Below are 21,383 nucleotides of genomic sequence, written 5' to 3'. Positions count from 1 at the left end.
GGCTGTGCTTGGGCGTAGCGAACCGCTATTTAGCTGGCCTTACGCTCATGTTCGCGACGATAGGCCACCAGATCTTCAATCGTGACTACCGCCATATTGTGCTGCTGAGCGAACTTGATGCACTCCGGCGCGCGGGCCATGGTGCCATCGTCATTGGTCAGCTCGCACAGCACGCCTGCCGGTTTAAAGCCAGCCAGGGTCACGAGGTCGATAGTGGCTTCGGTGTGGCCGCCGCGGGTCAGTACGCCGCCCGGCTGCGCACGCAGCGGGAAGACGTGACCTGGACGGTTAAGATCGGAAGGTTTCGCGCCGTCGGCGATGGCCGCGCGGACGGTGGTCACGCGGTCGGCAGCGGAGACGCCGGTGGTCACACCTTCGGCCGCTTCGATGGTCACGGTGAAGCCAGTGCCGTAGGCGCTGGTGTTGTTCTCTACCATCATCGGCAGATCCAGCTGTTTGCGGCGTTCTTCGGTCAGGCACAGGCACACAATGCCGCTGCCGTGACGAATGGTCAGCGCCATCTGCTCAACGGTCATGGTTTCAGCGGCGAAGATCATATCGCCTTCGTTTTCACGGTCTTCATCATCAAGCACCATCACGCCGCGGCCTTCGCGCAGGGCGTTCAAAGCGTGTTCCACACGTTCAAAAGCGGTACCAAAAGAAGAAAGGAGCGTCTGATTCATGGTAAAAAAACCTCATTAAAATTATGGTTACCAGAATCAGGGCAGTCTTAGGAGCGCCGGTTTAGCGGCAAAAGTCAACGCGAGCGGGCCTGGGCCCGACTGTGCCGTTACTCTCTCCCATCCGGACTTTAACCGTCGGCCCCGGAATTACACCGGATCTGCTGACCTTCCCGTAGTCACGGGAAGCGCTCGCGGGCTTTCAACGCCATGGTTGATTTACCGCCGGTGGGGAATTTCGCCCCGCCCTGAGAATAAGCGAGATAACTATAACGCTATTGACTATCCTCGGCAATGCATAAGCTTCAAACATTTCTGGTTTATAGGCGGCCTGGTTCGCACTACAATGATCAATCATCCGACCCGAGCAGGAAACCACCATGATTGACCCGAAAAAAATTGAACAAATCGCCCGCCAGGTCCATGAGTCGATGCCAAAAGGACTTCGCGATCTGGGTGAGGATGTTGAGAAGAAAATCCGCCAGGCGCTACAGTCGCAGCTGACCCGTCTGGATCTGGTTAGCCGCGAAGAGTTTGACGTGCAGACTCAGGTGCTGCTGCGGACCCGGGAAAAACTGGCGCTGCTGGAGCAGCGCCTGAATGACCTCGAAAACCGCCCGGCGGCGACGCCGGGCAGCGAAGAGCAGCAGTAAAAAACGGGCCCCTGGGGGCCCGTTTTGCGTTTGGCTTAATGGGCGGCTTCCGCCTGACTACTCACCTGGCGACAGTACAGTTCATAGCGCTGGCAAAACCATTCACGATGTTCTTCATCCATATTGCCGACAATGGCCTGAAGATCAACTGGCTGGCCCTGGGCGTGCATTCTGGCGAAACTCCGCGCCAAAAAATCAAAATTCTTCATTGAATACATATCGTTATGGTTCATGCGCATACTCCTTCAGCGGTGGATGTTCTGATCAGTCATATGCCTTTTACTCACTTCAGTATTTACGCTTACCTTAACGCGATTTGTACGAAAAATGCGCTTAACATGATTATTTATTGCGCTAAATCATTTTCCACATGATTAAATAAAAACGGCCCGCGATATCGCTATCGCAGGCCGTAATGTTTCACCACACAGGCGGGTGAATAACGAAAAAGTTATTTTTCGCTATCTTTTTGTATTTTCTTAATAATATTGGTAGTCGAGCAGCCATCTTCAAAGTTGAGCACCAACACTTCGCCACCGTTCGCCCAGACCTCTTCGCTGCCGGCGATCTGCTCCGGTTTGTAGTCGCCGCCCTTGACCAGCAGATCCGGCAGGATGCCAGCGATCAGGCGCTGCGGAGTATCTTCTTCGAAGGAGACCACCCAGTCGACGGCTTCCAGCGCCCCCAGCACGATCATCCGCTGTTCCAGCGGGTTCACCGGGCGGGTTTCGCCTTTCAGACGTTTGGTGGAGGCATCGCTGTTGACCGCCACGATCAGACGGTCGCCCAGCTTGCGCGCATTCGCCAGATAGGAGACATGACCGGCATGCAGAATGTCGAAGACGCCGTTGGTCATCACCACTTTCTCGCCGCGCTTGCGCGCCGCCGCAACCGCCTGTTTGAGCTCCTCTTCGCTCATCACGCCAAAGCCGGTCTCAGCCCGGCCGCGGACCGCGTTTTCCAGCTCGACAGGGGAAACGGTGGATGTACCCAGCTTACCGACCACCACGCCCGCCGCGGCGTTAGCGAAATAGCAGGCCTCTTCCAGGGTGTTGCCGGACGCCAGGGTCGCCGCCAGCACGCCAATCACCGTGTCGCCGGCGCCGGTCACGTCGTACACTTCCTGGGCCTGGGTCGGCATATGCAGCGGCGGACGCCCCGGCTGCAGCAGCGTCATCCCCTGCTCAGAGCGCGTCACCAGCAGCGCCGACAGTTCGAATTCGGCGATGAGCTTCATGCCGCGCTCAACGATCTGCGCTTCATCCTGGCACTTGCCCACCACCGCTTCAAACTCAGAGAGGTTCGGGGTGAGCAACGTCGCGCCGCGATAGCGTTCGAAATCGGTGCCTTTCGGATCGATCAGCACCGGCACGCCCGCTTCACGTGCGAGTCGGATCATGGTCTGGACGCTGGTCAGCGCCCCTTTGGCATAGTCCGAAAGGACCAGCGCGCCAATAGAGCCCAGCGCCTGCTGAATGCGCTCGTGCATCGGCTGCGGATCGACGCCGGAGAAGCCCTCTTCAAAGTCGAGGCGGATCAGCTGTTGATTGCGCGACAGCACCCGCAGCTTGGTGATAGTCGGGTGAGTCGGGACGGAGACGAAGTCGCACTTCACATTGACGTTGGCCAGCGCCTGGCTCAGCGCGCGGGCGGCGTCATCAATCCCGGTCAATCCCACCAGGCGCGAGGTTGCCCCCAGCGAGGCAATGTTCATCGCTACGTTTGCCGCGCCGCCAGGACGTTCTTCGATATTTTCCACCTTCACCACCGGCACCGGGGCTTCCGGGGAAATACGACTGGTGGGGCCGTACCAGTAGCGGTCCAGCATCACATCACCCACCACCAACACTCCTGCACGTTCAAACTCCGGCAGCGTTACTTTCATGACTCTCTCCTGCGAGACGCAAACTTTGCGCGCGATAATAGCACACCCGATTTTATAGTTAAGCCATCAGCCATTTCTGCCAGCTGGCGCTGACCTGCTCGCGCTCCCGGCTGAAGGCCTCTGGCGCCACGTGTCCCGGCAGCTCCTGCAGGGCCAGGTGATGGAGCGCGTCACGCAAGGTGGTGTACGCGTGCGTTAAGGCGCGCGCTTCCTCCTCGTCCATGATGTCGTTCTGCGCCAGCAGCTCGAGAATACGCACATTATCAGACCAGCGGGTCAGCTTCGGCTTGTCGCTGGCATAGCGTAGGACCAGATACTGGGTAATAAATTCAATATCCGTGATCCCGCCGGCATCGGCTTTGATATCAAAACGATTGGGATGCTTGTTGCCGAGGTGGGCGCGCATCTTCTCGCGCATCTCGCGAACCTCGGTCTGCAGGGTTGCGCCCTCCCGCGGGGTGGTCAGGATATCGCGACGAATGGCGTCAAAGCGCGCCTGCAACGCCGGGTCGCCATAGACCACACGGGCGCGCACCAGCGCCTGATGCTCCCACGTCCAGGCCTCGTTCTGCTGATAGTCGGCAAACGCGTCAGCGGTGGTAACCAGCATCCCCGCCGCGCCGGAAGGGCGCAGCCGGGCGTCCACTTCGTAGAGAATACCGGACGAGGTGCGGGTGCTGAACAGATGCATGATCCGCTGGGCCAGCCGCAGGTAGAACTGACGGCCGTCAATCTCCCGCTCGCCGTCGGTCATCACCTCCGCCGGACAGTCATGGAGGAACACCAGGTCGAGATCGGAGCTGTAGCCCAGCTCCCAACCGCCGAGCTTACCGTAGCCGACGACGGCGAAGCCGCGCCCCTGGCGATCGTGCAGATGGGTCGGCAGGCCGTAGCGAGCCACCATCTGCCCCCATGCCTGCTGCACCACCGCATCGAGGATCGCTTCGGCAAGCCAGGTTAAATGATCGCTGACCTTCATCACCGGCAGGGTGCCGGCGATATCCGCCGCCGCGATATGCAGCTGCTGCGCCTGCTTGAACTGGCGCAACGCCTCCAGCTGCTGCTCTTCATCCTCTTCCGGCACCCGCAGCAGATACTGACGCAGCTCGTCGCGATAGGCATCGGTCGCCGTCGGCTGATAGAGGGTGTTGGGATCCAGCAGCTCATCCAGCAGCAGCGGGTGGCGCGCCAGCTGGCTGGCGACCATCGGCGATGCCGCGCAGAGCGTAATCAGGTGTTTCAGCGCGCCGGGGAATTCGCTCAGCAGTTCAAGATAGGTGGTGCGGGTGACGATGCCGGTCAACAGCGGCGTGATCCGCGCCAGAGGCAGCGGCGCATCGGCGCGCGAGCAGATTTCGCTCAACAGATGCGGCATCAGCTGATCCAGCACCTGGCGGCCGCGCGGGCCGATGGTGCGCCGATCCAGCTCTTTGCGGAAATCGGCAATCAGCGCCAGCACGCTGCGGCGGTCGGCGTCGTTTAAATGCGCCAGCGCCGGACTGGCGTCATCTTCTTCCAGCGCATCCTGCCACAGCTCGCGCCAGTACTCGGCCAGCTGCTCATCTGGCGACTGAGCCTCGTCATCGCCGATCAGTTCATTAAACACCCGCCGTACGTTGGCCATATGGTTCGCCAGCTGCGCGCTCAGCGTCTCCCAGTCATCGGTATGCATCCCCCACGCCAGTCTGGCGCGGTTCAGTTCATCCTGCGGCAGGGTCTGGGTCTGTTCATCATTGATACTTTGCAGCAGGTTTTCCAGCCGGCGCAGGAACAGATAGGCCGCGCGCAGCAGCGTCGCGTCGCCTTCCGGCAGCAGATGCAGCTCATCAATCGCCGCCAGTGTCGGCAATAGCGCGCGCTGCTGCAGCGCAGGTTCGCGACCGCCGCGGATCAGCTGAAAGACCTGAACGATAAATTCAATTTCACGAATGCCGCCGGCGCCGAGCTTGATGTTGTCTTTCAGCCCGCGACGCCGCACTTCACGGGCGATCATGCCTTTCATGTTACGCAGCGACTGGATCACGCTGAAGTCGATATAGCGGCGGAAGACGAAGGGGCGAAGCATCGCGCGCAGTTCGCTGGCGTAGGCGCCGTCGTTATCGCCCATGATCCGCGCTTTCACCATCGCGTAGCGTTCCCAGTCCCGCCCCTGCTCCTGGTAATAATCTTCCAGCGCCGCAAAGCTGAGCACCAGCGGCCCGCTGTCGCCAAACGGCCGCAGGCGCATGTCCACCCGATAAACAAAGCCGTCCTGCGTCGGCTGGTCGAGCGCCTTGATAAGCCGCTGCCCCAGGCGGGTAAAGAACTGGGCGTTATCCAGCTCGCGGCGGCCGCCGCGGGTGGCGCCATGCTCCGGCCAGGCAAAGATCAGATCGATATCGGAAGAGAAGTTCAGCTCGCCGCCGCCCAGCTTTCCCATCCCGAGGATCAGCAGCGGCTGCGGCTGACCCTCGGCGTTGCATGGCGTTCCCCACTCTTTACAGCAGGCGGCGTACAGCCAGTCGCGGGCGGCGACAATCAGGGTCTCCGCCAGGACGCTCAGCTGCTGCAGCGTCTCTTCTTCGCGCACCAGCGACAACGCCTGCGCCCAGGCGATGCGGACCATCATCTGGCGGCGGAAGAGACGCAGCTCTCGCATCAACCCCGCTTCGTCAGTGACGGCCTGCAGGCGCTCCTGCAGCCAGGCTTCGTAATGCCGCCACTCTTCCGCCGCCGGCGCGGAGTCCGCAAGCTCATTCAGCCAGCCCGGCTGAGCGATCACACTCTGTTCGACAAAATCGCTGAACACCATCACCGACCTGGCCTGTGGGCTCAGTTCGGCAACGGGAAAATCCGCTGGCAGACGGTCAGCGACCGTCTGCCAGTGCTGCTGTAACTGCGGAGAAAGCGGCATCATAAGGGCTCCCTGGCCTGTAATTATCGTTTTCCACTATGCAGCCAGAACGGCTCGGCAGCCAGCGCCTGGCGACGGAAATATTCAAACACGCTGCGGTCGTCATGCTCTATCGCACGCTGAAGTTCCTGCCAGTTCTCCAGCCACGGCGCGACGGCGTCGCCATAGGCGCCCGCCAGCAGCTGGACGCTGTCGATGTCGCGGGACAGCTTCGGCAACTGGTCAGCGGCATCTTCTACCGCCAGATGCTGCACGGCGCTGCGCAGCTCGGCCGCCACCCGCGAGAGGTGAATATCGGCAAACCGTTTGAACGATCCGGCTATTTTTTTCTCTCCCGCCTCGTTGAGGAACGGACGCCACCCGCGCTGGACCAGCCATTCGGTCAGGGCCAGTTTGGCGCCAACGACCTCGGTGCGGAATAACGCTTCGTCGGCGGTGTCCGCAGCCAGCAGAACGGCGTCGGCGTCGTTCAGCAACGCGCGGAGGTGGGTGGTCGCCTTACGCGGCACGATGCCGCCGAACAGCACGAGGGCATGGCGCACGCGGGCTATCGCCAGCAGAATTTCCGCTTTGGCTTTTGCGTTGCCGCGCAGCCAGATCTCGTCGTGATACAGCCAATGCGCCAGGGCGCTCTCCAGCGCCGTCTCCAGCCCCTGCTCCACGCTGGCCTTCGCTGCCACCGGCAGCACCGCCAGCCGGGTCACCGGACGCTCATTGTTACCTTGCGCCAGATGATACCCGCGCGCGGCTTTGCTCAGGCTCCCCTGACGCAGGACGCCGCTCTCCAGCAAACGATGCGCGAGGCGCAGCAGATCGGCGGTCTCCCCGGCGAGCAGCTCCAGCTCCAGTTCGCAGATCGGCTCCTGATGTTCGCCCGCCTTCACTTCGCCACGATCGAGGGCAATCTCAATCTCACTCTTTCCTTCCTGGATCACCCAGCGTTCACGGGCAAAATCGGTGCTGAACAGCGGCTGGACATGCTCCGCCAGCGCGGCCGGAAGTTCCCCTTGCGGCCAGACCTCCGCCGGCAGGCGCTCAAGCGCCAGCTCCGGTTTATCCAGTGGAATATTATATTCCGGGCGCTGGTGCAGGCCGCCGACCACCCGACCGGCGATTTTCAGCGTCATCTCATAACGCCCCTGATCGCCGCGGATGCGCAGCCCCATATCGTGACGACGCAGCCAGTTATCGGCGGTTTCGTAATAAATGTTCAGCAACTGGCCCGCGGGCGTATGTTTCGCCTCGAGCGCATTGAGCTGCTCGCGCAGCGTCTCTACCCCATCCTGAGCGACGATAAACTTGAGTTCGATTTCTTGAGCCATGACTGAATTCTTCCGCTTCTGTGCTGCGCCGACAAATTGCGGCGAACTTACGACAATATTTTTTGTCAGTAGATAGTATTTTGCGGTGAATCGCCATGCAACGCGCTTTTTGCCGGGCCACCTCCTGGATGATTCCGATTGTGGCGGAAAACTTTGCGTCGCTCTGGCGATGCCTCTACTATCGTTCCACTTTTTATGACCAAACGATGACCTGATGCCAAAATTACGCCTGATTACTTTTACTTTGCTCGCGCTTAGCGCCGCCACGGCGGTTCACGCAGAAGAAAAGCGCTACGTTTCCGATGAGCTGAACACCTGGGTTCGCAGCGGCCCGGGCGATAATTATCGTCTGGTCGGCACCATCAACGCCGGGGAAGAAGTGTCGGTACTGCAAACGAACGACAGCACCAGTTACGCGCAAATTCGCGATAGCAACGGCCGTACCGCCTGGATCCCGCTGAAAGAGCTGAGCAACGAGCCCAGCCTGCGCACCCGCGTCCCGGATCTGGAAAACCAGGTCAAAACGCTGACCGATAAGCTGAATAACATCGATGCCACCTGGAACCAGCGCACGGCGGATATGCAGAAGAAAGTCGCCGGCAGCGACAGCGTGATTAACGCGCTGAAGGACGAGAACCAAAAGTTGAAAAACGAGCTGGTTGTCGCGCAGAAGAAGGTGAATGCGGCAAATCTGCAGCTTGATGATAAACAGCGCACCATTATCATGCAGTGGTTTATGTACGGCGGCGGTGTGCTGGGCGTCGGTCTGCTGCTCGGTCTGGTGCTGCCGCATCTGGTGCCAAGCCGCAAACGTAAAGACCGGTGGATGAACTAATTCGTCTTCTCTGCCAGACTTACGTATCATCTTGCGAAAAACGGATACGGGAGAATCAGGCGTGAAGAGTTATCTGGTCGGTGGCGCGGTGCGTGACGCGCTGTTAGGGCTGCCGGTCAAAGACCGAGACTGGGTGGTGGTGGGCGCCACCCCGCAACAGATGCTAGACGCGGGCTATCAACAGGTAGGCCGCGATTTTCCCGTGTTCCTCCATCCGCAAAGCCGGGAAGAGTATGCCCTGGCCCGCACCGAGCGCAAATCCGGCGCGGGCTATACCGGTTTTACCTGCTATGCCGCCCCGGACGTCACCCTCGAAGCCGATCTGCTGCGCCGCGACCTGACGGTCAACGCCCTCGCCCAGGATGCCGACGGCGCAATTATCGACCCCTACGGCGGACAGAACGATCTCCGTCAGCGCCTGCTGCGCCATGTCTCTCCCGCGTTTAGTGAAGATCCGCTGCGCGTGCTGCGCGTCGCGCGTTTTGCCGCCCGCTACGCCCACCTCGGTTTTCGCATTGCCGAAGAGACCCAGGCCCTGATGGCCGCGATGGTTGAGGCCGGCGAGCTGGCGCATTTAACGCCGGAGCGGGTGTGGAAAGAGACGGAAAGCGCATTAACTACTCGCAACCCGCAGGTCTTTTTCCAGACGCTGCGCGACTGTCAAGCCCTCAAGGTGCTGTTCCCGGAGATTGACGCCCTGTACGGCGTGCCGGCCCCGGCGAAATGGCATCCGGAAATCGACACCGGCCTGCACACCCTGATGACCGTCACGATGGCCGCGATGCTGTCGCCGGATGTCGACGTACGTTTCGCCACCCTGTGCCATGACCTCGGCAAAGGGCTGACGCCGAAGGCGCTCTGGCCGCGTCACCACGGCCATGGTCCGGCGGGAGTCAAGCTGGTGGAGCAGCTCTGCGCGCGTCTGCGGGTGCCGAACGATATCCGCGATCTCGCGAAACTGGTGGCGGAGTACCATGACCTAATCCACACCCTGCCAATTCTGCAGCCGAAAACCCTCGTCAAACTCTTCGACAGCATTGACGCGTGGCGCAAACCGCAGCGCGTGCAGCAGATCGCGCTCACCAGCGAAGCCGACGTCCGCGGACGCACCGGTTTCGAGGCCAGCGATTACCCGCAGGGGCGCCTGCTGCTGGAGGCCTGGGAAGTGGCGCAGTCGGTCTCCACTAAAGAGGTCGTGGCGGCGGGCTTTAAAGGGGCGGAAATTCGCGAGGAGCTGACGCGGCGGAGAATTGCGGCGGTAGCGCAGTGGAAGGAACAGCGTTGCCCCCAGCCGCAAGGCTGAGGGCGCAGGCCTTAGAAGAAGACCACGTACACCGCTGCCGCGACGATAAAGCGGTAGATAGCGAACGGAATGAACGAGATCCGTTTGATCAGCTGCAGGAAGGTTTTAATCGCAATCAGCGCCACGATAAACGCCATCACGAAGCCGACGGCGAACATCGGGACGTCGCCCATGTTCAGGAAGCCGATGCTCTTGTAGACGTCCAGCACGGTGGCGCCCATCATCATCGGTACCGCCAGCAGGAAAGAGAACTCCGAGGCCGCATAGCGGCTGACGCCCATCAGCATGCCGCCGGAGATAGTCGCCCCCGAGCGGGAGAAACCTGGCCACAGCGCCAGGCACTGAAAGCAGCCGATGACGAACGCCTGACGGTAGGTCATATCGTCAATCCCGACCGCGCGCGGCTGTTTCGGCTTCAGCACTTCCGCTGCAATCAGCAATACGCCGCCGACAATCAGGGCGTACATCACGTTCACCGGGTTAAACAAGGATTTAATGGTGTCATGGAAAATCAGCCCCATCACCACCGCGGGGATCATGCCGAGAAGGATATGGATAAGCGACAAACGGCCGCTGCCCTGGCCTTCATGCGCCGGCGGTTTCCCGAAATGGATGCCGATCAGGCCGAACAGGCGACGCCAGAACATCACCACCACGGCGAGTATCGAACCTAACTGAATCACCACTTCAAAGGTATTTGCGGTATCACCTTCAAACCCCAGCAGGTGACCAACAATAATCATATGACCGGTACTGGAAACAGGTAAAAACTCTGTCAAACCCTCAACCACACCCAATATTGCCGCCACCAGCAGCGAGTGTATATCGCTCATCCAATTAAACCCTTTAAAAAAGTAAAATGAAAAAAACCAGGAACACGGTATCGTTCAACAGGCACAACCCGGCTGCCAGAGCGCACGTAATCCGCAGCGTACAGGAAGTACACACGGATTCGTCCACCGTTCTGGAAGGACATCGCCAGTAAAATTGCCTGATGACCGGATGCTATGACCGGTATAAACGCAATTTGTTTAACAAGTATGACCTGAAAAGTTTTGTTTCAGATTAAGGCCACGTTCAATAATCACCCCGACGTTTGCCGCGCGGGCCACGGCGCCAGGTTTGCTGACTTTTATGCGCACCCATGGCGACTGGAATGTTTCCAGCAGCAGGTCGGCCACCTCTTCCGCCACCCGCTCCACTAACGCAAATTTCCCCCCCTCCACATGCGCGATCACGCGCTCGCTGATATCAGCATAGCTGAGGCAATCGCTGACATCATCGCTGGCGGCCGCCTTGCGGTTATCCCATGCAATTTCGATATCGAACACCAGCTTCTGCTCAATGGTTTGTTCCCAGTCATAAACACCAATGGTGGTGATTACCGAAAGTTGCTCTATAAATACAATATCCATCACGTCCTGCCTGCTTTTTAGCTAAACCGGATACCACTTCCGGCGAATTATGCGTATTATCCACAGATGCAGAGAATACAACGACATTTTCAAAACGGAACAGCGTTATGAGTGCAATCGCGCCTGGACTGGTACTCCTCGCCTACCTCTGCGGCTCCATTTCCAGCGCCATTCTGGTATGTCGCCTTGCTGGCCTGCCCGACCCACGCGACAGCGGCTCAGGCAACCCCGGGGCCACTAACGTACTACGAATTGGCGGAAAAGGGGCGGCCGTAGCGGTACTTATTTTTGATGTGCTGAAGGGCATGCTCCCGGTGTGGGGCGCCTGGGCGCTGGGCCTTACGCCGTTCTGGCTGGGGTTAGTGGCGATTGCCGCCTGCGTGGGCCATATCTGGCCAGTCTTCTTTCATTTCCGCGGCGGTAAAGGCGTCGCCACGGCCTTCGGCGCTATCGCCCCCATCGGGCTCGATCTCACCGGGGTGATGGCCGGGACCTGGCTGCTGACCATCCTGCTCAGCGGTTACTCTTCCCTGGGCGCTATCGTCAGCGCGCTGATCGCCCCGTTCTACGTCTGGTGGTTCAAACCGCAGTACACCTTTCCGGTGTCGATGCTCTCCTGCCTGATCCTCCTGCGCCATCACGACAACATTCAGCGTCTGTGGCGCCGCCAGGAGAGCAAAATCTGGACCCGCGTGAAGAAGAAAAAAACGCCAGAGCAGAAGTAATCACCCCTCCCGGCTCCGCCAGCCGGGGAACTCCCCTGCGCTAATCGCGCCTTTCACCCGCTCTTTTACGCTTCCTCGCCATCAAAGGCGATCATCGCCACATCCTCCTTTTGTAACAATACGTTAGCAGCATGGAAAGGCAAAAGTTGCGCTGGCGGCTGGCGGCGCGGCGCAACCCGATCCGCCGCCTTTTCCGCCGCGCCCAGGCTGCGGATCAGGATATTGACGGCAAAGATTATCCGGGTGAATAATCCGGAGCGGTTATGCCGCTTTCCCCTCGCGCCCGTCGCGACGCTCCGGGTTACGGATGACATAAGCGTTTCGTATGACCGGGATAAACTCCCGCCGATCAATACTCATTGCTGCTGTTTTATCTTGATTTTGCAGGGGCGCAACATTGCACGGCACCGTGTTACCACCACTCAAAAAAGGCTGGCAGGCCACGCTGGATCTCTGCTTTCAGCAGGCCGGCGGCAAGACCGTTCTCGCCAGCGCCCAACACGTCGGCCCGCTGACCGTCCAGCGCCCGTTTTACCCGGAAGAAGAGACCTGTCACCTCTATCTGCTTCACCCGCCCGGCGGCATCGTCGGCGGTGATGAGCTGACAATTAGCGCGCACCTTGCCCCCGGCTGCCATACGCTGATAACCATGCCTGGCGCCAGCAAGTTTTACCGCAGCAGCGGCGCGCAAGCGCTAGTTCGCCAGCAGTTGACCCTTGCCCCGCAGGCGACCCTGGAGTGGCTCCCGCAGGATGCCATCTTCTTTCCCGGGGCGAATGCCCGGCTGTTCACTACCTTTCATCTTTGCGCCTCCAGCAGGCTGCTGGCCTGGGATCTGCTCTGCCTTGGCCGCCCGGTGATTGGCGAAACCTTCAGCCACGGCACCCTCAGCAACCGGCTGGAGGTATGGGTGGATGATGAGCCGCTGCTGGTCGAGCGCCTGCAGCTGCAGGAGGGAGAGCTCTCCAGCGTCGCCGAACGTCCCTGGGTCGGCACTTTGCTGTGCTATCCGGCTACCGATGCCCTGCTCGACGGGGTGCGCGACGCGCTGGCGCCGCTCGGTCTCTACGCCGGCGCCAGCCTGACCGACCGCCTGCTGACGGTGCGTTTCCTCAGTGACGATAATCTGATTTGCCAGCGGGTGATGCGCGACGTATGGCAGTTTCTGCGCCCTCATCTCACCGGTAAATCTCCCGTACTTCCCCGAATCTGGCTGACTTAAGAGAACGTTATGGAACTGACCCCCCGAGAAAAAGACAAGCTGTTGCTGTTTACCGCTGCGCTGGTGGCGGAGCGTCGCCTGGCCCGCGGCCTGAAGCTCAACTATCCGGAGTCCGTGGCCCTCATCAGCGCCTTTATTATGGAAGGCGCTCGGGACGGCAAAAGCGTGGCCTCGCTGATGGAGGAAGGCCGTCACGTCCTGACCCGCGAGCAGGTGATGGAGGGCGTCCCGGAAATGATCCCGGATATCCAGGTCGAAGCCACCTTCCCGGACGGCTCGAAGCTGGTCACCGTTCACAACCCGATTATCTGAGGTAGCGCCATGATCCCCGGTGAATATCACGTTAAGCCCGGTCAGATAGCCCTGAATACCGGCCGGGCAACCTGTCGCGTGGTCGTTGAGAACCACGGCGATCGGCCGATTCAGGTCGGTTCGCACTACCATTTCGCCGAGGTTAACCCGGCGCTGAAGTTCGACCGTCAGCAGGCCGCCGGCTATCGCCTGAATATCCCGGCGGGCACGGCGGTACGCTTTGAACCCGGCCAGAAACGCGAGGTCGAGCTGGTGGCCTTCGCCGGTCACCGCGCCGTCTTCGGCTTCCGCGGCGAGGTCATGGGCCCTCTGGAGGTAAACGATGAGTAATATTTCACGCCAGGCCTATGCCGATATGTTCGGCCCCACCGTCGGCGACAAGGTGCGCCTGGCGGATACCGAGCTGTGGATCGAGGTGGAGGACGATTTGACCACCTACGGGGAAGAGGTCAAATTCGGCGGCGGCAAAGTGATCCGCGACGGCATGGGCCAGGGGCAGATGCTGGCCGCCGACTGTGTCGACCTGGTGCTCACCAACGCGTTGATCGTCGATCACTGGGGGATCGTTAAGGCCGATATCGGCGTGAAGGACGGCCGGATCTTCGCCATCGGCAAAGCCGGTAACCCCGACATCCAGCCCAACGTCACCATCCCCATCGGCGCCGCGACGGAAGTGATTGCCGCCGAAGGAAAAATTGTCACCGCCGGCGGGATCGATACCCATATTCACTGGATCTGTCCGCAGCAGGCGGAAGAGGCGCTGGTCTCCGGCGTGACCACCATGGTCGGCGGCGGCACCGGCCCGGCCGCGGGCACCCATGCCACCACCTGCACCCCGGGCCCGTGGTATATCTCACGCATGCTGCAGGCGGCCGACAGCCTGCCGGTCAATATCGGCCTGCTGGGCAAGGGCAACGTTTCTCAGCCGGATGCCCTTCGCGAGCAGGTGGCGGCGGGCGTTATTGGCCTGAAGATCCATGAGGACTGGGGCGCCACCCCGGCGGCGATCGACTGTGCGTTAACCGTCGCCGATGAAATGGACATCCAGGTTGCCCTGCACAGCGACACCCTCAATGAATCCGGATTTGTGGAAGACACCCTCGCCGCCATCGGCGGGCGCACCATCCACACCTTCCATACCGAAGGGGCCGGCGGCGGCCATGCGCCGGACATCATCACCGCCTGCGCCCACCCGAACATTTTGCCGTCGTCCACCAACCCAACGCTGCCCTACACCCTCAACACCATCGATGAACATCTCGATATGCTGATGGTCTGCCACCATCTGGACCCGGACATCGCTGAGGACGTGGCCTTTGCCGAGTCGCGCATTCGCCGGGAAACCATCGCTGCGGAAGACGTGCTGCACGATCTCGGCGCCTTCTCGCTCACCTCCTCCGATTCGCAGGCCATGGGCCGCGTCGGGGAAGTGATTCTCCGCACCTGGCAGGTGGCGCATCGCATGAAGGTGCAGCGCGGAGCGCTGGCGGAGGAGACCGGGGATAACGACAACTTCCGCGTGAAGCGCTACATCGCCAAATACACCATCAACCCGGCGCTGACCCACGGCATCGCACACGAAGTCGGATCCATTGAGGTGGGTAAGCTGGCTGACCTCGTGGTCTGGTCACCAGCCTTCTTCGGCGTGAAACCGGCCACCGTGATCAAAGGCGGCATGATCGCCATCGCGCCGATGGGCGATATCAATGCCTCTATTCCGACCCCGCAGCCGGTGCACTACCGCCCGATGTTTGGCGCGCTGGGCAGCGCCCGCCATCACTGCCGCCTCACCTTCCTGTCGCAGGCGGCGGCAGCCAATGGCGTTGCCGGGCGGCTGAACCTGCGCAGCGCGATCGCCGTGGTGAAAGGCTGCCGTACGGTGCAGAAAGCCGACATGGTGCACAACAGCCTGCAGCCTAACATCACCGTCGACGCCCAGACCTATGAGGTGCGGGTGGATGGCGAACTTATCACCAGCGAGCCGGCAGACGTTCTGCCGATGGCGCAACGATATTTAATGAGATGGTCACTCCCTCCTTCCCAGTACTATGCTGAGGACAGGCTTTCATTCGGAGAACCATCATGGAAAACATTGCGCTTATTGGTATCGATCTGGGTAAGAACTCTTTCCATATTCATTGTCAGGATCATCGTGGGAAGGCCGTTTACCGTAAAAAATTCACCCGACCAAAGCTAATCGAATTTCTGGCGACATGCCCGGCAACAACCATCGCGATGGAAGCCTGTGGCGGTTCTCACTTTATGGCACGCAAGCTGGAAGAGTTAGGGCATTTTCCAAAGCTGATATCACCGCAATTTGTCCGCCCATTCGTTAAAAGCAACAAAAATGACTTCGTTGATGCTGAAGCTATCTGTGAAGCAGCATCACGTCCATCTATGCGTTTCGTGCAGCCCAGAACCGAATCTCAGCAGGCAATGCGAGCTCTGCATCGTGTCCGTGAATCCCTGGTTCAGGATAAGGTGAAAACAACTAATCAGATGCATGCTTTTCTGCTGGAATTTGGTATCAGCGTTCCGCGAGGTGCTGCCGTTATTAGTCGACTGAGTACCCTTCTTGAGGACAGTAGTTTGCCTCTTTATCTCAGCCAGTTACTGCTGAAATTACAACAGCATTATCACTATCTTGTTGAGCAGATTAAAGATCTGGAATCTCAGTTGAAACGAAAGTTGGACGAAGATGAGGTTGGACAGCGCTTGCTGAGTATTCCCTGCGTTGGAACGCTGACTGCCAGTACTATTTCAACTGAGATTGGCGACGGGAAGCAGTACGCCAGCAGCCGTGACTTTGCGGCGGCAACAGGGCTGGTACCCCGACAGTACAGCACGGGAGGTCGGACGACATTGTTAGGGATTAGCAAGCGGGGCAACAAAAAGATCCGAACTTTGTTGGTTCAGTGTGCCAGGGTATTCATACAAAAACTGGAACACCAGTCTGGCAAGTTGGCCGACTGGGTCAGGGAGTTGTTGTGTCGGAAAAGCAACTTTGTCGTCACCTGTGCTCTGGCAAACAAGCTGGCCAGAATAGCCTGGGCACTGACGGCGCGACAGCAAACTTACGAAGCATAAAGGCAGAAATACACCAGTTTAAACAATCATTCATCTGGTTTTGCGAATACTGATATTGATGATACTAACGGCCCACCGGCCTGTTGAGGAACCTGTAAAACGGAAAGGCTCATTGAAGCCGTATATTTTCTGGAGGTTCATCAGGCGCGGAACTCATCGAGGCGCGGGAATAAAATCCCATTCAGACGCCGGATAGATTCAAGCAAGCCAACTTGTCGTCAAAATCGGTGTTGCAAAAACGGGAGTGACCATAGATTCTGTTTTAAGGAGAGCGGATGCTTTATTTAACTCAACGTCTGGAGATCCCCGCCGCCGCGACCGCCAGCGTTACGCTGCCGATTGATGTTCGCGTCAAAAGCCGGGTTAAGGTCACCCTCAACGATGGCCGGGAAGCCGGCCTGCTGCTGCCCCGCGGCCTGCTGCTGCGCGGCGGCGATGTGCTCAGCAACGAAGAAGGCACCGAGTTTGTGCAGGTGATTGCCGCTGATGAAGGGGTGTCGGTAGTGCGCTGCGACGATCCGTTTATGCTGGCGAAGGCCTGCTACCACCTCGGCAACCGTCACGTGCCGCTGCAGATCATGCCGGGCGAGCTGCGCTACCATCACGATCACGTGCTGGACGATATGCTGCGCCAGTTCGGCCTGACGGTGACCTTTGGCCAGCTGCCGTTCGAGCCGGAAGCCGGCGCTTACGCCAGCGAGAGCCACGGTCATCATCATGCTCATCATGACCACCACGCTCACAGCCACTAGCATGTCGACAGCGGAACAACGCCTGCGGCTGATGCAGCTGGCCAGCAGCAACCTGCCGGTAGGGGGTTACAGCTGGTCCCAGGGGCTGGAGTGGGCTGTGGAAGCCGGCTGGGTGCCGGACGTCGCGGCCTTCGAGCGCTGGCAGCGACGCCAGATGACGGAAGGCTTTTTTACCGTTGACCTGCCGCTGTTCGCCCGCCTGTACCGCGCCTGCGAACAAGGCGATATCGCTGCGGCCCAGCGCTGGACCGCCTATCTGCTGGCCTGCCGGGAAACTCGTGAACTGCGGGAGGAAGAGCGCAACCGCGGCGCGGCGTTTGCCCGTCTGCTGAGCGACTGGCAGCCGGACTGTCCGCCGCCGTGGCGCTCCCTGTGCCAGCAAAGCCAGCTCGCCGGGATGGCCTGGCTCGGCGTGCGCTGGCGTATCGCCCTGCCCGAGATGGCCCTCAGCCTGGGCTATAGCTGGATTGAGAGCGCCGTGATGGCCGGCGTCAAGCTGGTCCCCTTCGGCCAGCAGGCCGCCCAGCAGCTGATTTTACGTCTTTGTGACCACTACGCGGCCGAGATGCCCCGCGCGCTGGCCGCGCCGGACGGCGATATCGGATCGGCCACCCCGCTCGCCGCCATCGCCTCTGCCCGGCATGAAACCCAATACTCTCGATTATTCCGTTCCTAGGAGAAGCCATGAACTCTTATAAACATCCGCTGCGCGTCGGCGTCGGCGGCCCGGTCGGCTCCGGTAAAACCGCTCTGCTGGAAGCACTGTGTAAAGCGATGCGCGATACCTGGCAGCTGGCGGTGGTCACTAACGACATCTATACCAAAGAAGATCAGCGCATCCTCACCGAAGCGGGCGCGCTGGCGCCTGAACGCATCGTCGGTGTGGAAACCGGCGGCTGCCCGCATACGGCGATCCGCGAAGATGCCTCAATGAACCTCGCCGCCGTGGAAGCGCTGAGTGAAAAGTTCGGTAACCTCGACCTTATCTTCGTGGAAAGCGGCGGCGATAACCTGAGCGCCACCTTCAGCCCGGAGCTGGCGGATCTGACCATCTACGTCATCGATGTGGCCGAAGGGGAGAAGATCCCGCGCAAAGGCGGACCGGGGATCACCAAATCCGATTTCCTGGTGATCAATAAAACCGACCTTGCCCCCTATGTGGGCGCGTCGCTGGAGGTGATGGCGAGCGATACCCAGCGTATGCGCGGCGATCGCCCATGGACCTTCACCAATCTGAAGCAGGGCGACGGCCTGAGCACCATTATCGCCTTCCTCGAAGACAAAGGCATGCTTGGCAAATAGGCCTGTTGCACCAGCCGGGCGCAAGTGCGTCCGGATGGTGCAGCCTCTGCTCTCTCTTTATATCATCCTGCCTCCACCTCCGCGCCACGCCTGCCCTGCAATATGGCATAAGGTTTGCTAATTCAAGTCATGCCTAACCATTAAGGAATGACTATGTCATCACTGGATCTTAACCCTGAATTACCCGCGACAACGCGGACTTCCGGCTCCCGGGAAACCTTAGAAGATTACACCTTACGTTACGCCCCGCTGAGCTTTCGCCGCTGGGGTCCGGGCGTCGTCGCGGTCACCGCGCTGGGCGGCATCGCCTATCTGGCCGACTTTTCCATCGGCGCCAGCATCGGTATGGCCTGGGGCACCAGCAACGCCATCTATTCGATCCTGGTGGCGGCGCTGGTGATCTTCCTCACCGGCATTCCGCTGGCGATCACCGCCGCGCGCTACAACATTGACCTTGACCTGATCACCCGCAGCGCCGGCTTCGGCTATTTCGGCTCGGTGATCACCAGCATTATTTTTGCCGGCTTCACCTTTATCTTCTTCGCCCTCGAAGGCTCGATCATGGCCCAGGGCCTGCTGGTGGGCCTCGGGATCCCGCTGTGGATGGGATATCTGATCGCCACCCTGATGGTGCTCCCGCTGGTGGTCTATGGCATGAAAGCCCTGACCCGCCTGCAGGTGTGGACCACGCCGCTGTGGCTGGTGCTGATGGTGGTGCCGGTGGTGTGGCTGATTGTCAAAGATCCGCAGCTGGTGGACGGCTTCCTGCATTTCGCCGGTAAAAACAGCGCGTCGACGGTGGACATTACCGCCATCATGCTCGGCGCCGGGGTATGCCTGTCGCTGATCATGCAGATTGGCGAGCAAATTGATTACCTGCGCTTTATGCCGCCTAAGACCGCGGAGAATCGTAAAAGCTGGTGGCTGGCGGTCTTTTCCGCCGGCCCGGGCTGGGTGGTGTTAGGGGCGATCAAACAGATCATCGGCGCCTTCCTCGGCTTCTATCTGTTGACCCGTTTCCCGGCGGTGCACAATACCGAACCGGTGCAGCAGTTCGTCAGCGTCTTCGATAACCTGGTGCCCGGCTGGCTGGCCCTGACGCTGGCGGTGGTGCTGGTGGTGATCTCGCAGATCAAAATTAACGTCACCAATGCCTACTCCGGCTCGCTGGCGTGGACCAGCGCCTGGACCCGCACCACCAAACGCTATCCGGGACGGATTATTTTTGTGGTGGTCAACCTGGCGATTGCCCTGGCGCTGATGGAGGGCGATATGTTCAGCGCCCTGTCGTGGATCCTCGGCTTTTACTCCAACTTCGCTATCGCCTGGGTCGTGGTGGTGGCGACCGACATCACCTTTAATAAAGGCTTGCTCAAGCTGGCGCCGGCGCAGCCGGAGTATCGCCGCGGCATGATCTACAACGTTAACCCGGTGGGCGTGGTCTCCTTTGGCCTGGCCGCCGGGCTGTCGATCTGCGCCTTCTTCGGTCTGCTGGGGGCGACGCTGGCGCCGTTCTCGCCGCTGATTGCGCTGGTCGTCGCCTTTGTCATGACCCCGCTGATGGGGCTCCTTACCCGCGGGCGCTACTATATTAAGCAGGTGGATGACGGCATCGCCGAGCCGCGCTATGACGCGGCGGGGAACGCCTCCACCACCGTGTATCAATGCGTTAGCTGTGAGGAAGAGTACGAGCGCCCGGACGTGATGCACTCGCACAAGCATCAGGGAGCCATCTGCTCGCTGTGTAAAAGTATGGAGTAGTCAGGAAGGCAGGCCGACGTGACGTCGGCCTGTTTCAGGATGCGTTAGGCGGCAGGCAGCTCGGCCAGCGGCCAGCGCGGGCGAACCGTCACGCCGAGCTCGGCTTTGGCGCCGGTTTGCAGACGCACCATGCCGGCGTAGGCGATCATCGCGCCGTTGTCAGTACAGAACTCAGGGCGGGCGTAGAACACTTCGCCGCCGCGTTTTTGCATCATCTCCGCCAGCTTCGCCCGCAGGGTACGGTTGGCGCTCACGCCTCCCGCCATCACCAGACGCTTAAAGCCGGTTTGCTCCAGCGCGCGGCGACATTTAATCATCAGCGTATCGACGACCGCATCCTCAAACGCCCGGGCGATGTCGGCGCGGGTTTGCTCATCGTCGCCGTTGCTGCGAATGGTGTTGGCGGCGAAGGTCTTCAGGCCGGAGAAGCTGAAGTCCAGCCCCGGACGGTCGGTCATCGGCCGCGGGAAGACAAAGCGGCCTTCGGTGCCCTGGGACGCCATTTTCGACAGCATCGGCCCGCCGGGATAATCCAGTCCCAGCAGTTTCGCCGTCTTATCAAAGGCTTCGCCCGCCGCATCGTCAATCGACTCGCCCAGCAGTTCATACTGACCAATACCGGTGACGCTAATCAACTGGGTGTGGCCGCCGGAAACCAGCAGCGCGACGAACGGGAACGCCGGCGGATTATCTTCCAGCATCGGCGCCAGCAGATGCCCTTCCATATGGTGTACCGGGATCGCCGGCACGTTCCAGGCGAAGGCCAGCGCCCGGCCAACGGTCGCCCCGACCAGCAGCGCGCCGACCAGGCCTGGACCCGCCGTATAGGCGACGGCGTCGATATCTTTCGCCGTCAGACCGGCTTCTTTCAGCGCCGCCTGGATCAGCGGCACCGTTTTGCGCACGTGGTCGCGCGATGCCAGCTCCGGCACCACGCCGCCGTAATCCGCATGCAGTTTCACCTGACTATACAATTGGTTGGCTAACAGACCTTGCTGGTCGTCATAAATCGCGATGCCGGTTTCATCGCAGGATGTTTCAATGCCCAGTACACGCATGAGTTGTTTTACCTCGCTTCAATACCGCGCAGTGTAGGTCCAATGACCGGCGATGTAAAACTTTGCTCACCCCTGGTGCTCTCTTCGTGTATACTCCTCACCCTTATAAAAGTCCCTTTCAAAAAAGGCGCCGGTGCTTTACAAAGCAGCAGTAGTTGCAGTAAAATTCCGCACCATT

23 protein-coding genes, 1 pseudogene and 1 riboswitch are annotated in these 21,383 nt (G+C 60.1%); of the genes and pseudogenes, 15 read left to right on the top strand and 9 right to left on the bottom strand.

Going from position 1 to position 21,383, the window contains the following annotated elements; translation table 11 throughout:
- Positions 1–29: 29 nt before the first annotated feature.
- Positions 30–683 (bottom strand): 3,4-dihydroxy-2-butanone-4-phosphate synthase, encoded by a 654-nt coding sequence (ribB, locus tag ACR809_RS03395; RefSeq protein WP_002916855.1) that lies wholly within the window; start codon positions 681–683, stop codon positions 30–32.
- Positions 684–788: 105 nt separating this feature from the next.
- Positions 789–940: riboswitch (FMN riboswitch) on the bottom strand.
- A gap of 120 nt (positions 941–1,060) precedes the next feature.
- On the opposite strand from ribB, the gene ubiK reads away from it, so the two are divergent.
- Entirely contained in the window at positions 1,061–1,333 is a 273-nt protein-coding gene (ubiK, locus tag ACR809_RS03390; RefSeq protein ID WP_002916856.1) for a ubiquinone biosynthesis accessory factor UbiK, read from the top strand.
- Positions 1,334–1,368: 35 nt separating this feature from the next.
- Here the strand turns inward: ubiK and glgS are convergent, their stop codons facing one another.
- A complete protein-coding gene (glgS, locus tag ACR809_RS03385) occupies positions 1,369–1,566 on the bottom strand; it encodes a cell surface composition regulator GlgS (protein ID WP_002916857.1) in 198 nt (65 codons plus the stop codon).
- Between glgS and ACR809_RS03380 the strand changes: the two genes are divergently transcribed.
- Positions 1,558–1,707 (top strand): hypothetical protein, encoded by a 150-nt coding sequence (locus ACR809_RS03380; protein ID WP_004144536.1) that lies wholly within the window; start codon positions 1,558–1,560, stop codon positions 1,705–1,707. The genes glgS and ACR809_RS03380 overlap by 9 nt on opposite strands.
- A 77-nt stretch (positions 1,708–1,784) precedes the next feature.
- On the opposite strand, the gene hldE is transcribed toward ACR809_RS03380, so the two are convergent.
- From hldE to ACR809_RS03365, 3 genes are read right to left on the bottom strand one after another with little or no spacing between them, the layout of a single operon-like run.
- Entirely contained in the window at positions 1,785–3,218 is a 1,434-nt protein-coding gene (gene hldE, locus ACR809_RS03375) for a bifunctional D-glycero-beta-D-manno-heptose-7-phosphate kinase/D-glycero-beta-D-manno-heptose 1-phosphate adenylyltransferase HldE (protein WP_004174353.1), read from the bottom strand.
- 58 nt (positions 3,219–3,276) lie between these two features.
- On the bottom strand, positions 3,277–6,114 hold the full coding sequence (gene glnE / locus ACR809_RS03370) for a bifunctional [glutamate--ammonia ligase]-adenylyl-L-tyrosine phosphorylase/[glutamate--ammonia-ligase] adenylyltransferase (protein ID WP_023280575.1): 2,838 nt from the start codon (positions 6,112–6,114) through the stop codon (positions 3,277–3,279).
- A 20-nt stretch (positions 6,115–6,134) separates the two neighbouring features.
- The gene (locus ACR809_RS03365) at positions 6,135–7,433 is read right to left on the bottom strand and encodes a CYTH domain-containing protein (RefSeq protein WP_023280576.1); all 1,299 of its coding nucleotides are present in this window, start codon (positions 7,431–7,433) and stop codon (positions 6,135–6,137) included.
- 214 nt (positions 7,434–7,647) lie between these two features.
- On the opposite strand from ACR809_RS03365, the gene ACR809_RS03360 reads away from it, so the two are divergent.
- Positions 7,648–8,268 (top strand): TIGR04211 family SH3 domain-containing protein, encoded by a 621-nt coding sequence (locus tag ACR809_RS03360; RefSeq protein ID WP_002916862.1) that lies wholly within the window; start codon positions 7,648–7,650, stop codon positions 8,266–8,268.
- Between the two features lie 61 nt (positions 8,269–8,329).
- Positions 8,330–9,571 (top strand): multifunctional CCA addition/repair protein, encoded by a 1,242-nt coding sequence (locus ACR809_RS03355; RefSeq protein ID WP_002916864.1) that lies wholly within the window; start codon positions 8,330–8,332, stop codon positions 9,569–9,571.
- Between the two features lie 11 nt (positions 9,572–9,582).
- On the opposite strand, the gene bacA is transcribed toward ACR809_RS03355, so the two are convergent.
- Both bacA and folB read right to left on the bottom strand, forming a co-directional pair.
- Entirely contained in the window at positions 9,583–10,404 is an 822-nt protein-coding gene (gene bacA / locus ACR809_RS03350) for an undecaprenyl-diphosphate phosphatase (protein WP_004144532.1), read from the bottom strand.
- A 198-nt stretch (positions 10,405–10,602) separates the two neighbouring features.
- On the bottom strand, positions 10,603–10,986 hold the full coding sequence (gene folB / locus ACR809_RS03345; protein ID WP_004150923.1) for a bifunctional dihydroneopterin aldolase/7,8-dihydroneopterin epimerase: 384 nt from the start codon (positions 10,984–10,986) through the stop codon (positions 10,603–10,605).
- 107 nt (positions 10,987–11,093) lie between these two features.
- Between folB and plsY the strand changes: the two genes are divergently transcribed.
- Together plsY and ACR809_RS03335 are read left to right on the top strand one after the other, a co-directional pair.
- A complete protein-coding gene (plsY, locus tag ACR809_RS03340) occupies positions 11,094–11,711 on the top strand; it encodes a glycerol-3-phosphate 1-O-acyltransferase PlsY (RefSeq protein ID WP_004144530.1) in 618 nt (205 codons plus the stop codon).
- 131 nt (positions 11,712–11,842) lie between these two features.
- Positions 11,843–11,962 carry a hypothetical protein gene (locus ACR809_RS03335; protein WP_020324810.1) on the top strand — a complete coding sequence of 40 codons (120 nt, stop codon included), beginning with the start codon at positions 11,843–11,845 and terminating at the stop codon, positions 11,960–11,962.
- Positions 11,963–11,972: 10 nt separating this feature from the next.
- On the opposite strand, the gene ACR809_RS03330 is transcribed toward ACR809_RS03335, so the two are convergent.
- Positions 11,973–12,119, bottom strand: coding sequence for a short-chain dehydrogenase (locus ACR809_RS03330; protein WP_004144529.1), 147 nt, complete (start codon positions 12,117–12,119; stop codon positions 11,973–11,975).
- Here ACR809_RS03330 and ACR809_RS03325 point away from each other — a divergent pair.
- The 9 genes and pseudogenes from ACR809_RS03325 to ACR809_RS03285 all read left to right on the top strand — a co-directional run bounded on the left by ACR809_RS03325 (position 12,109) and on the right by ACR809_RS03285 (position 20,147).
- The gene (locus tag ACR809_RS03325; RefSeq protein WP_023280577.1) at positions 12,109–12,933 is read left to right on the top strand and encodes an urease accessory protein UreD; all 825 of its coding nucleotides are present in this window, start codon (positions 12,109–12,111) and stop codon (positions 12,931–12,933) included. The genes ACR809_RS03330 and ACR809_RS03325 overlap by 11 nt on opposite strands.
- 9 nt (positions 12,934–12,942) lie before the next feature.
- The gene (locus ACR809_RS03320) at positions 12,943–13,245 is read left to right on the top strand and encodes an urease subunit gamma (RefSeq protein WP_002916871.1); all 303 of its coding nucleotides are present in this window, start codon (positions 12,943–12,945) and stop codon (positions 13,243–13,245) included.
- Between the two features lie 9 nt (positions 13,246–13,254).
- Positions 13,255–13,575 (top strand): urease subunit beta, encoded by a 321-nt coding sequence (locus tag ACR809_RS03315; protein ID WP_002916872.1) that lies wholly within the window; start codon positions 13,255–13,257, stop codon positions 13,573–13,575.
- A pseudogene (gene ureC, locus ACR809_RS03310) lies at positions 13,568–15,265 on the top strand (urease subunit alpha); the annotation flags it as partial. The gene ACR809_RS03315 and the pseudogene ureC, both read left to right, overlap by 8 nt.
- 62 nt (positions 15,266–15,327) lie before the next feature.
- Positions 15,328–16,332 carry an IS110-like element IS5075 family transposase gene (locus tag ACR809_RS03305; protein WP_000427619.1) on the top strand — a complete coding sequence of 335 codons (1,005 nt, stop codon included), beginning with the start codon at positions 15,328–15,330 and terminating at the stop codon, positions 16,330–16,332.
- A 275-nt stretch (positions 16,333–16,607) separates the two neighbouring features.
- Positions 16,608–17,084, top strand: a complete 477-nt coding sequence (gene ureE / locus ACR809_RS03300) for an urease accessory protein UreE (RefSeq protein ID WP_002916875.1) — start codon at positions 16,608–16,610, stop codon at positions 17,082–17,084.
- 1 nt (position 17,085) lies between these two features.
- Positions 17,086–17,760, top strand: coding sequence for an urease accessory protein UreF (locus ACR809_RS03295; protein WP_016532672.1), 675 nt, complete (start codon positions 17,086–17,088; stop codon positions 17,758–17,760).
- Between the two features lie 8 nt (positions 17,761–17,768).
- Positions 17,769–18,386: an urease accessory protein UreG gene (gene ureG / locus ACR809_RS03290; RefSeq protein ID WP_002916877.1), complete on the top strand. Its 618-nt coding sequence runs from the start codon at positions 17,769–17,771 to the stop codon at positions 18,384–18,386.
- 153 nt (positions 18,387–18,539) lie between these two features.
- On the top strand, positions 18,540–20,147 hold the full coding sequence (locus ACR809_RS03285) for a purine-cytosine permease family protein (protein ID WP_004181356.1): 1,608 nt from the start codon (positions 18,540–18,542) through the stop codon (positions 20,145–20,147).
- Between the two features lie 44 nt (positions 20,148–20,191).
- On the opposite strand, the gene tsaD is transcribed toward ACR809_RS03285, so the two are convergent.
- On the bottom strand, positions 20,192–21,205 hold the full coding sequence (gene tsaD / locus ACR809_RS03280; protein WP_004900709.1) for a tRNA (adenosine(37)-N6)-threonylcarbamoyltransferase complex transferase subunit TsaD: 1,014 nt from the start codon (positions 21,203–21,205) through the stop codon (positions 20,192–20,194).
- Between the last annotated feature and the right edge of the window lie 178 nt (positions 21,206–21,383).

The sequence above is a fragment of the Klebsiella sp. CD33 genome (assembly GCF_051992865.1).
Taxonomy (GTDB): Bacteria; Pseudomonadota; Gammaproteobacteria; order Enterobacterales; family Enterobacteriaceae; genus Klebsiella; species Klebsiella pneumoniae.
This window is presented reverse-complemented; position numbering and strand designations above follow the sequence as displayed.